The organism is Gilliamella sp. X-60, from assembly GCF_057063585.1.
Genome location: NZ_JBXSQJ010000028.1, coordinates 25,190 through 35,611 on the forward strand (window position 1 = coordinate 25,190; position 10,422 = coordinate 35,611).

Consider the following 10,422-nt stretch of genomic DNA (forward strand, 5'->3'; position numbering starts at 1 on the left):
TTTATCTTCCTCCCTATGCCGCACTGGTCACTTTTTCAATATTGACTAAGAATGATTTATATTCTGGCGTTTGTGAATTGGCATCACCTAAATGTGGCGTTAATTCATTCACCAAAAATCCTTTCTTCGTCTGACCTGTGAATCCCCAAACAATAGGAATTCCAATAGTCTCGATTTCTTTACCATCAACAGTTAATGTCGGAAGGCGCTTTGTCACAACAGCTTTAGCTTTGATATAACCGCGATATGAAGTCACTTTTACGGTATCGCCTAGTTTTATGCCTTTTTTATTGGCTAAGTTTTCGCTAAGCTCAATAAACTGTTCTGGCTGAGTAATAGAAGCCAGTCTGGCATGTTGAGTCCAAAAATGGAAATGTTCAGTGATACTGTAAGTGGTACCAACATAAGGAAATTCACTGGCATTTCCTAAACGAGCCAAATCCTCTTTAAATGCGCGCGCCACAGGGCTGCTCACTTGATTTGGATGTAATGGATTATTGGTAATTGGTGTTTCAAACGGTTCATAATGCTCAGGGAACGGACCATCGACTAATCGATTTAAACAAAACAATCCGCCTAAACCATCGTTATTCATAATAAAGGCTCCCGCTCCTGCACTTGGTGATAACGTTGCGGTAAAATCAGGAACATCATTACCGTCCCAGCTTGAACCATTCCATTTTACCAGTACGCGTTTGGGATCCCATGGCTTGCCGTTTTCATCCGCTGAAGCACGATTATAAAGTACACGCCGATTCATCGGCCATGCCCAAGCCCATCCGGCATGAATACCTTTACCTGACGGGTCGCTAGGATCGCGCCTTGCCATTTGGTTACCTTGCTCTGTCCATGAACCGCAAAATATCCATATTCCTGATGAAGTTGTTCCATCTGCTTTTAATTGAGAAAAACCACTTAATAGCTGACCTTTTTTAAGAATAACATTGCCATTGGCATCGGTGAGATCAGCAAGGGCTCGCCCATTATAATCTTGCGCTAGCTCTTCTGCAGCAGGGCCTTCTGGATTTTGATAATTCCAAACTAAGTTATTGATTGGCTCATGATATGCCCCCCCTTCTTCGGCATATAACTCTTTCATTCTAAGAAAGATACGAGCGATGATTTCTGGATCATATAATGACTCATAAGGCGGTCTTGCTGCAGCCCAGTGCCACTGCAGTAAACGCGAAGAGTTAACGATAGTGCCGTTTTCTTCAGCAAAACAGTTTACAGGAAGCCTAAAAACTTCTGTCTGGATTTGGCTTGGATCGACATCATTCGATTCACCATGATTTTTCCAAAACTCTGCCGTTTCAGTTGGCATAGGGTCAATGCTCACTAAAAACTTCAAGTTCGATAATCCGTTACGGATACTATTTTTATCTGGTAGCGCTGCAAGGGGATTGAAACCTTGGCAAATAAGACCATTGGCTTGACCATCACGCATCATTTTACTGAATCTTAACACATCATAGGTTTTATCCCATTTTGGTAACCAGTCAAATCCCCAATTGTTATCTTGAGTTGATTTATCACCATACATTGATTTCATAAAACTGACAAAGAATTTTGGGTAATTAGCCCAAAAATTAACTTCGTCTGGTCCTAGAGGTTTGGGTGTTTTTTCCTCTAAATACTGTTCGAGTGATACTTGAGAATCTTTAGGTAAATCAAGATAAGCGGGCAGGCGATTTGATAATAAACCAACATCAGTTAAACCTTGAATATTGGAATGCCCTCGTAATGCATTAATTCCACCACCCATTACGCCAATATTACCTAAGATAAGCTGAATCATTGCAGCCGTACGGATAATTTGTGAACCATAAGTATGCTGAGTCCATCCTAATGCATATAAAAAGGTGGCTGCTCTATCATGGGTTTTGGTACTTGCAAGTGAGCGACAAACATGTAAAAAACCCTCAATTGGGCTTCCTGTCACTTTATTTACCATTTCGGGGGTATAACGACTGACATGGTTTTTAAGTAGATTCCACACGCAGCGAGGATGGCTGAGTGTTTTATCTCGAAGTGCATAACCATTTTCATCTTTTTGATATGCCCAACTGGTTGGATCATATTGGCGATTAGCTGAATCATAACCGCTAAATAACCCACTATTGGCATCAAAATTAAAATCATCACGAACAATTAAACTTGCATTACTATGGGTCACTAAATAGTCAAAGTTAACTTCGTTATTGGTAATAAGATAATTAATAATACCGAGCAAAAATGCAATATCAGATCCTGAGCGAATCGGTACATAGTGATCGGCAACCGAAGCGGTTCGATGAAAACGTGGGTCAATGGCAATCAGTTCTGCACCATTATTAATTTTTGCTTCTATGGCCCATTTAAAACCCACAGGATGAGCTTCGGCCGCATTCCCCCCCATTACAATAACAACATTGGCATTTTTAATATCATTCCAATTGTTAGTCATAGCACCGCGACCAAAAGTGGCGGCTAAACTTGATACAGAAGGACCATGACAAACCCTTGCTTGGGTTTCAAGGCTTAGCATGCCTAATGCACGTGCAACTTTAAATGCCAGCCAACCTGTTTCATTACTCGCAGCAGAGGTAACAAGCCAGCCTGTTGTTGTCCAGCGATTAACTGTCGTTCCTTGTTCGTTTTTTTCAATAAAGTTTTTATCTCGGTCAGCTTTCATTAAGCGAGCAATGCGGTCAACGGCTTCATCCCAACTAATTTTTTGCCATTTATCAGAGCCTGGAGCGCGGTATTCAGGGTATTTGACACGTTGTTCACTTTTGATATAGTCAAGTACACCAGCGCCTTTAGGGCAAAGCGAACCACGACTAACAGGATGATCTGGATCACCTTCAACATGGAATATGGATGATTCAGCATTTTTTGCACCATCTCCACGGCTATAAAGTAGCATTCCACAGCCAACTGAACAGTAAGTACAGTTATTACGGGTTTCTTTTGATTTGAGTAATTTAAATTGGCGAGTTTGTGCGAGCGCCATATTAGGAGCTAGTCCTAGTGTGGCAACCGTTGTTCCTGCCATACCACCAGCGCAGATCTTAAAGAACTGTCTACGGTTAAATAGCATATGGACTCCTTAAAAAGCTGACATTACATTATTTGATTTGTTATATTGGAATCTATTAACATCCCTATAATTTGTAATGATAATCTTTAATGACATGGAAATAAAGGGAAAAACAGATATGAATTCATAAAGTTTGACATATATCAAAAAAATAAATTTATGACAGCCTGATTTATGTTGAATATACTCAAAAATGATATTGATATAAAAAATTTCAGGTAACACGGCATTTTAGTATAAAAACGCAATTTTATTATCGCCAATTTAAAACATTAACTAAGATAGGCTGATTATCATATGTTTTACCAAATAGAAACTGTGACTTCTCAATTAATCATGAAACGGTATAGAATCCTGAATATTTTTTACAAAAATATAATTTAATAAGTAAATACTACGTCTTTATTAAAGTCCCAATCGCTTTCAGATTTCCCAGTCATTTGCGGTCAGGCGAATTTCTGGTATTGTTTATTGATACAATGATGATCATACGTTTTACCAAATAGAGACTGTGACTTCTTAATTAATCATGAAACGGTATAGAATCCTGAATATTTTTTACAAAAAATATAATTTAACCAGTGAACAGTTGTGTAAGTGCCCCATAAAGAGTACAAAACTGGCGGATAAAATCATGCTGAATGTTTTATACGCAATGGATTTTTCAACTTTAACTAGACGTTTAATGCCATCATTGATGGTTTAATATTCCTTTTTATGGGTTACGGCGACGAACAGCTTCAATAGGGCTTTTTTAGCATGTTATCAATTGAATCATTATATTAGTTTGATTAACTCATTTTTAAACTAACACTAAAAATAAGAATAAGGTTTGGGTATACGGCGTTTTTTCGGGGTTTTCTTTTTCTGTGGCTTGAGCTGCCATTGAGAATAATCCGTGACGTAAATTTCATTAAGTTTTAAATCATAGGGGATATCTTCTAAATTGTCAGCGATTTCATCATAAGGTGAAGGTAGTGTAAAAGATAGACCATAATCATCATCAACAATCAACATACCAAGTAAGAGGTGTCGAAACTTAGTAAGATAGCATAGTTCTTCCATGGTAATGCCAGCATATAACTCATTTTGATATTTATTCAAATATTTGCCTTGATAATTTTGGTTGCATCCTATTCCAATAATGTTGCCGTCAAATGTGGTAGTGATTGTCAATGTGCCATCGTTTACCGAATAGAAGCACCATCTATTTTGCTCACTAGGTGGAGAATACAATTCACATTCTTGACACTTAATGTCAAAATGTTGATATATTTCATCCATATAGGTGAGAATGTTATTACCTATTTGAATATTTCCTATTGATTTATAGCTAATAATGTTAGCATTCAATGCGATCATGACTTACCATCCTGACATTTGTCCATCGTCATCTAATATTTTAATCTCAGTCTGACTTCTTATCCATGTAAATAACTGCGCTAAATCTTTTTCGATCCTAGGCGGATGAGCACTTATTTCAATAAAAATTTGAGTATCTTCCAAAAATAGTCTGACATCGAACAATCTACTCTTATCATTATCCCAATATGGTGAGCCTGATAAACAGTATGCGCTATTTTTAGCAATATAAGTGGGTAATGATAAAATTTTATTGGCAATCTCACAGGTGTTTTGCTGATACCATGTGTGATTTATAAACACTAATCTAAACTCGGCTGACATTGAGTGGTGTTATCCCCATCATAATAAATTTTATTACTAAAACGTATGGCTAAGTATTTGATATCGATTATTCAATAACTAAATCGTTAATCACCAGTAACACGTAATTGTTTAATATTTTTTTGTTTGAGCGTGATGATCATCCGTTGCAGTTCAGGAGTAAAATTTTCAATTTGTGGCATAATTTGCGTTAAATCAGTTATCAATATTGCCACATTGCTAGCATTAAACACAACATTAACGGTGTAATAGTCACGAATTTTTTTTAATTGTTTAAGGCTCTTCCAGCAGGTTGATGTACTAAATATTTTTCCATGGAGATCTTCGCTCATGGTAAATCTTGCCGATTGCTGATTGTCAAAGTCGATAATAAAATCTAGCGCCATAAATTTAAATACCTTATTAGACAGTGAATAATAAGATATTATCTTATATATTTACAAAATAGTTTGGGTAATATTTTGGGTTTTACCATAATTATCAAACAGCTAATCGGCTGTTAGATGAAAAGGTTTATTCAATTTTTTAGCTAATTTTTTACACATCCCTGAGACACCATTTTGTAATTGATACTGTTTTTGTTTTAACGCTATTGCTGCTGTCCTGCTTCAAAATGGTAGTGTTCCATTGAGGCACAAGTAAAAGATTCAATAAAAGCAGGCTTGGTATGCCACGTTTGTTTGGCAGTAAACAAATCATTAGCAATCGCCCAATCATACACCCCAGTATTCACTGGATAACGGGTTAACACACCAGTTAATTGATGTTTTTCAATCCAAGTTTTAGCTTCAGTTAACGAGGTGAATACACCAGCAGGAAAACTTGCACCTGCACCATTAAATACCCATATTTCGTTCATTTTTTGCTATCCTATCTGATCCATTCTCATTGCAACATGATATTATGTAATAAAATTAATATGTGATTTAATACATGACAACAATTTAAGAGAAATGTTGTCGACAATAGTCAACTCAAAATTATCAATATTATCTTGATATTCCATCACTTTATCCATGCCATAATTTGAGTAAACAAAGCAAGTTACATGTATCTTATCATTTGTTAGGCGAATATTAACAATATCATTATCAAATAGTTCCATACTGTTAATTGATAATTTGAAACGCAGATAAATTCGCTGTTTTAAGATATTAACATGCACATAACTAGCCATATCCGTTAATTTAAACTGCCTAGCAATATTCGATTGTAAAAAAATCCCTATTTGATTAAGTCTATTCGATAAGTGTGATAGCAAATCAACTGTTTTTTTATTGTCAAAAATCATCATACTTGAATACTATAAAAGATTAACGTACTTACGCTATCGGTGACCAAAAAAAGTACATAATTTTTTAACTAACTTAATTAGCGTATTGTAAGAAAGCATCGTTTTCAAAATAAAAGACAAAAGAGCTAAATAAATCCTCTAATGTTGGATTATCTAATTCATTGTTAGCCACACTAATAATATCTTCAATCTCGGCTTTTTCTAGCGTTGGTATCCAACCTTCTTCTATAACTTGTTTAGGCAGGTTTGAATCACCATCATCTAAAATATCTTCATCCTCAAGACTAAAAACTCCTTGGGTATCAAGTGTCCAAGATGAGTGATCAGCGGGAAGATAAAAAAAACTGTATGGCATGTTTTCTATGTTAGAAAGCATATCTCGTATAGTAATAAAATTCATCATTTCCCCTCCCAAAATTAAGATGTTTTCAGTATGCAGATATCAGTGTAATGGCATATTAAATGATTGTTATTATATCTCAATAAGTAATGTATTCATTTAATCACCATCAGCAATAATGACTTCTTCTTCATGCACGGCTTGCTTAAGTCACATGATTAGCTTTGGATTTCGTTGTCGTGATGTTTTTGTAACAAGTTAATTAATATTTTTTGATGATTAGGATAGATTCTACATCGACCATAAGCATCAATTATGATGCCTGTTTTCTGCTTTAAATTGATAAAAGCTTGCTCAAGTAATTGAGCTTTTTATCACTTAAAACAACAGATGGCTTACTGCCATTTTGATCCGATAAGTAAGAAAAATCTAACATCTTTGGTATTCCTTAAGTATTGATAAAATGTTAGTTACTCTTGGTTACATAAATTAAGAATATATTGCGGGGTCTTTTTTCGATAACATATGCTCTGTTTTAAACCGATGGAGCCTTGCCTTACACATTTTAGCAGATCCTCATCACTAATAATAAAATCACTATCTTCCAAAAAAATATCAATCACTGCTTCGGCAAATGAATCTGGAATATGATTTAAGGCAAAGTTAAAAATACGATTTTTTGCGTCGTTATGTTGTAATATTGATTCAATGATGATCGATGCATTTTGCTGCCAATTTTCGGCAAACCGTAGAAAATCTTGCTCATTGAACGTATCTTGCAGAATGATTTTAGCTACCATTTCGCCTCTTTAATAATATTGTAAGGTAAATAGAATTGTTATTTAAAGATAAATCCTAACTCACAACAACGATCATCGCTATATTGATTACCAATATGCAAAAAATATATAGATAATTCATTATAAACAATTTTTCATCTTAACAACTATCTAGTATTTCAATACAAAGATTTTAGTATTTTATCTATTTAAGTGGTATTTTATTCTTTTTGATCAAAAAATAGCGTTGGGAAGAAATTGGACGGGAAATGTAAGGTAGATATCTAAGTGCAAACGGAAAGGTTTTTATAGGTTTGTTAAAAAGTTCGAGCAACCAACCATCAGAATCCTTAAGCGACATAAATTCAAAACTTATCGTATTATCGGATAAAATTTTAATATCATCAATACCATACCCAGCAAACCAAGAAGAGTAGCCACCGCCAATTCTAGCTCGATCGACAATTTTATTCCTTTTTAAATCAAGTAAATAAATAGATAAAATCTCTTCCCAAGCGTCACCATTTTGCGACACAAAAAGTAAGATATAATCATCATTATAACTAAAAGCCGCTTCTAAATAGCCCCCTTTCAGTTTTTCATTACAGCAAACACCATCAACTTCAACAAGTGAATAGATTTCGCCAGGTTTCTTGAGAGGTAAAGGTTTTACTACAACATTGGATATCATTTGTATCATACTTAATCCTAAAAAGCTTATTTGTTATTTAAAATATCAATAGAAAGCCTATCTACACTAAACTTAATAAAATCATCACTTAAGTAAGCAAAATCATAAAATAAATCATCTTGAAACACAAGATTCGATAGTACTACTCTATTTTCAAATAGATAACCATTAATATGATGAACAAAAGTATCAGCTTGTTGCATAATAGAAAAATGCTTATCTCTAGATAGTTCAGGCTTTATCTCGTCAATAAAATACAAATTAAGTTCTAATAGATAAATATTGCCCTGATTGAGTACACAAGCGGAAGAATTGATAAAACAGCAAAGTTGATATTGACCAAAATCAAAAGTAGCCTGCTCCTCAATATATGGATCTATAGCAATTAGCTTTGCATAATATTTCATTGTTTTTCCATGATTCTAGTATAGGAACTGGTTGAATAGTAAAAATAGTTACGTATTTATTTCTCATCTTCATATGGATTTGATACTAAAAATATCCATATTATCACGTTAGTTTGCAAAGCAAATATATTCTGCCAAAATAATAATTTATATAGTATTATTTTAAATAGAATAAATTTTAGCTTATTGCATATTAGCAGTGATGGTAAGATAACTAGGCAATAAATAATCTTATCTTCATGACCAAAACTAATGCCATTTTGTTTGATTTTAACTAGTAGGTGATCGCATAATTAGGCGATAATGATAGAACATTCAGACCCATGAGATCACTAAAATTCAGTTGTATTATTCTATATTTATTTTGCTTTGTAATAGCATGATATTGATTTACTAATTGCGTAAAATAAATAATGTTATATAAAAAATGAATTTAATATCTTTATCACTTTTCCTAAATCAAAATATTATTTTTGATCCTTTTGCTGGCCTCAATTGATCTATATCAATACCAATAGAGCCTAAATAGTCTATCATTTGTTGATACAAATTAAATTCATGAATTTCATCAATAATCGTTTCATGTTCGTCGAAAAAATCCACACCATCGACTAATTTTATAACTTCGTAAAGAACCCTATACTTTTGATTTTTAAAATTTATTGCAATAGTGGTAAATTGCAAAGCATTATTGGGCAGATCATCGATAATTGTTGTTTGTAATGTTCGCCCTAATCGAATATATTCATCTTTAGTATATTTCATATAATCATAATCTTTTTATTCAATATGATTTTAGAGCCTAACAGGTTTGTCATCATTTTAATAGGTGCTAAGGCATAAAAATAACATCATTTACTCAGTCTGATGCGTTTTATACAATGCTATTTCAGCCAATATACATTGGCTAAACCTGTAATTTAAATTTTTTATTACGTCACCTTCTGTATAACAATAGACCATAGGATCATCATGCCTATCCATAAAGAATAGACTTGAATAACCTTGATGTAATAAAAAAGCGTAGAGATTATTGGGAATAGAAATATTATTTTCAGCCATTAAGGCTAAAGTGCCTTGATTTATATCTTCAATTTCATGAAATAACACGGCTGTACCGAGCATAAAATCACCCGCATTAACCCCCAGTTTTGACAGAAAAATTTTATAATATTCAGGAAGCTGACCATATTGGCGTTCAAGTTGAGCCAATTGTTGGTCATTACAGCCTTTTATAACAAACCCTTTGGATTTCAACATAGCAATTAATTCATTGAGTTGATGATTAAAGTCTGGTTTATTCATTTTAATTTTAGTTTTATTTCCCTAGCTGGTAGATATCTTTAACTTGCAGTTGCATTTTAAAACAACCGAGAGCGCCTAGAGCTAAACTACAAATACTATCATTATGATTTATTTTTTCGACATAAATAAAATGCCCAATATCGCCATCTTATTGAGTAAATAACTAAGCGCAGTTGCCGCTATGTAGAAAAACACTGGATTGTTTACACTTCATAATTAAAATAATCTTCTAAAAAACATAAGCGTTTTCCTCTAAATCCTTTTATATAGTTTAAGCGTATTATAAACGTTAATAAACTACTTAACCTTTTCATTTTCTATATTTTATAACAACTATTTGCTGATTATACACATCACTATTAAAGTGCGTATCACGCTTTCTGCTTTTCCATTCGATTGAAGAAAAGTATATTAAATAACTTTTTGATTTATAAAATGATTACTACATTTTTTAACTAATAGGCGCCTAGCCCTTAATATTCTCATCATTATCCAAATAAATATATTCCGTGGTTAAAGGCATTGGGTTAACACACCATCTTCAATCTGGCTTTTAGCTCGTTATAAATGGTTAAACGTTTAACCAAATTGGTGACAATTATTTTTATTAATCTATACTCATTACAGTAATTTCTCAGATTATTGTAATGTAACTATCCCCTAAAATAGTACAGCAAAAAAGTAGAAAATTCTCTATGATAAAAGTAAAGGGGATTTAATTATGAAAAAAATGACTGAACATCAGATTGTATCTATTTTAAAAGAAGCTGAAGCCGGTATTCCTGTCAAGGAGCTCTGTCGTAAATATGGCATGGGTAATTCAACTTTCTATAAATGG

13 protein-coding genes are annotated in these 10,422 nt (G+C 33.5%); 1 reads left to right on the plus strand and 12 read right to left on the minus strand.

Translation table 11 applies throughout. The annotated features are described in order from the left end of the window. Positions 1-13 precede the first annotated feature (13 nt). From fdnG to ACYIAM_RS11990, 12 genes are all read right to left on the minus strand, one after another. The gene (gene fdnG, locus ACYIAM_RS11935) at positions 14-3,082 is read right to left on the minus strand and encodes a formate dehydrogenase-N subunit alpha (RefSeq protein ID WP_483748421.1); all 3,069 of its coding nucleotides are present in this window, start codon (positions 3,080-3,082) and stop codon (positions 14-16) included. A gap of 813 nt (positions 3,083-3,895) precedes the next feature. Continuing rightward, positions 3,896-4,444, minus strand: a complete 549-nt coding sequence (locus ACYIAM_RS11940) for a hypothetical protein (protein ID WP_483748422.1) — start codon at positions 4,442-4,444, stop codon at positions 3,896-3,898. 3 nt (positions 4,445-4,447) lie between these two features. Then, on the minus strand, positions 4,448-4,768 hold the full coding sequence (locus tag ACYIAM_RS11945) for a hypothetical protein (protein ID WP_483748423.1): 321 nt from the start codon (positions 4,766-4,768) through the stop codon (positions 4,448-4,450). Positions 4,769-4,854: 86 nt separating this feature from the next. Next, a complete protein-coding gene (locus tag ACYIAM_RS11950) occupies positions 4,855-5,154 on the minus strand; it encodes a hypothetical protein (protein WP_483748424.1) in 300 nt (99 codons plus the stop codon). A 203-nt stretch (positions 5,155-5,357) separates the two neighbouring features. Then, positions 5,358-5,627: a DUF7710 domain-containing protein gene (locus tag ACYIAM_RS11955; protein WP_174797715.1), complete on the minus strand. Its 270-nt coding sequence runs from the start codon at positions 5,625-5,627 to the stop codon at positions 5,358-5,360. Positions 5,628-5,669: 42 nt separating this feature from the next. Continuing rightward, positions 5,670-6,062, minus strand: a complete 393-nt coding sequence (locus ACYIAM_RS11960; protein WP_483748425.1) for a hypothetical protein — start codon at positions 6,060-6,062, stop codon at positions 5,670-5,672. 73 nt (positions 6,063-6,135) lie between these two features. Then, positions 6,136-6,465 carry a DUF7716 domain-containing protein gene (locus ACYIAM_RS11965; protein ID WP_483748426.1) on the minus strand — a complete coding sequence of 110 codons (330 nt, stop codon included), beginning with the start codon at positions 6,463-6,465 and terminating at the stop codon, positions 6,136-6,138. Between the two features lie 407 nt (positions 6,466-6,872). Continuing rightward, positions 6,873-7,202: a hypothetical protein gene (locus ACYIAM_RS11970; protein ID WP_483748427.1), complete on the minus strand. Its 330-nt coding sequence runs from the start codon at positions 7,200-7,202 to the stop codon at positions 6,873-6,875. Between the two features lie 184 nt (positions 7,203-7,386). Beyond that, positions 7,387-7,881, minus strand: coding sequence for a hypothetical protein (locus tag ACYIAM_RS11975; RefSeq protein ID WP_483748428.1), 495 nt, complete (start codon positions 7,879-7,881; stop codon positions 7,387-7,389). A gap of 17 nt (positions 7,882-7,898) precedes the next feature. After that, the gene (locus ACYIAM_RS11980; RefSeq protein WP_483748429.1) at positions 7,899-8,279 is read right to left on the minus strand and encodes a hypothetical protein; all 381 of its coding nucleotides are present in this window, start codon (positions 8,277-8,279) and stop codon (positions 7,899-7,901) included. Between the two features lie 459 nt (positions 8,280-8,738). Further along, positions 8,739-9,044, minus strand: coding sequence for a hypothetical protein (locus ACYIAM_RS11985; protein WP_483748430.1), 306 nt, complete (start codon positions 9,042-9,044; stop codon positions 8,739-8,741). 90 nt (positions 9,045-9,134) lie between these two features. Continuing rightward, positions 9,135-9,584: an SMI1/KNR4 family protein gene (locus tag ACYIAM_RS11990; protein WP_483748431.1), complete on the minus strand. Its 450-nt coding sequence runs from the start codon at positions 9,582-9,584 to the stop codon at positions 9,135-9,137. 721 nt (positions 9,585-10,305) lie between these two features. Between ACYIAM_RS11990 and ACYIAM_RS11995 the strand changes: the two genes are divergently transcribed. Next, positions 10,306-10,422: transposase (locus ACYIAM_RS11995; RefSeq protein ID WP_483747552.1), on the plus strand; the 117-nt coding region annotated here is incomplete at its 3' end.

What these genes read in the sequence shown, in the direction of transcription:
- fdnG (WP_483748421.1), bottom strand. Translation starts at nt 3,082, where the DNA reads ATGCTATTTAACCGTAGACAGTTCTTTAAGATCTGCGCTGGTGGTATG.
- ACYIAM_RS11940 (WP_483748422.1), bottom strand. Translation starts at nt 4,444, where the DNA reads ATGATCGCATTGAATGCTAACATTATTAGCTATAAATCAATAGGAAAT.
- ACYIAM_RS11945 (WP_483748423.1), bottom strand. Translation starts at nt 4,768, where the DNA reads ATGTCAGCCGAGTTTAGATTAGTGTTTATAAATCACACATGGTATCAG.
- ACYIAM_RS11950 (WP_483748424.1), bottom strand. Translation starts at nt 5,154, where the DNA reads ATGGCGCTAGATTTTATTATCGACTTTGACAATCAGCAATCGGCAAGA.
- ACYIAM_RS11955 (WP_174797715.1), bottom strand. Translation starts at nt 5,627, where the DNA reads ATGAACGAAATATGGGTATTTAATGGTGCAGGTGCAAGTTTTCCTGCT.
- ACYIAM_RS11960 (WP_483748425.1), bottom strand. Translation starts at nt 6,062, where the DNA reads ATGATGATTTTTGACAATAAAAAAACAGTTGATTTGCTATCACACTTA.
- ACYIAM_RS11965 (WP_483748426.1), bottom strand. Translation starts at nt 6,465, where the DNA reads ATGATGAATTTTATTACTATACGAGATATGCTTTCTAACATAGAAAAC.
- ACYIAM_RS11970 (WP_483748427.1), bottom strand. Translation starts at nt 7,202, where the DNA reads ATGGTAGCTAAAATCATTCTGCAAGATACGTTCAATGAGCAAGATTTT.
- ACYIAM_RS11975 (WP_483748428.1), bottom strand. Translation starts at nt 7,881, where the DNA reads ATGATACAAATGATATCCAATGTTGTAGTAAAACCTTTACCTCTCAAG.
- ACYIAM_RS11980 (WP_483748429.1), bottom strand. Translation starts at nt 8,279, where the DNA reads ATGAAATATTATGCAAAGCTAATTGCTATAGATCCATATATTGAGGAG.
- ACYIAM_RS11985 (WP_483748430.1), bottom strand. Translation starts at nt 9,044, where the DNA reads ATGAAATATACTAAAGATGAATATATTCGATTAGGGCGAACATTACAA.
- ACYIAM_RS11990 (WP_483748431.1), bottom strand. Translation starts at nt 9,584, where the DNA reads ATGAATAAACCAGACTTTAATCATCAACTCAATGAATTAATTGCTATG.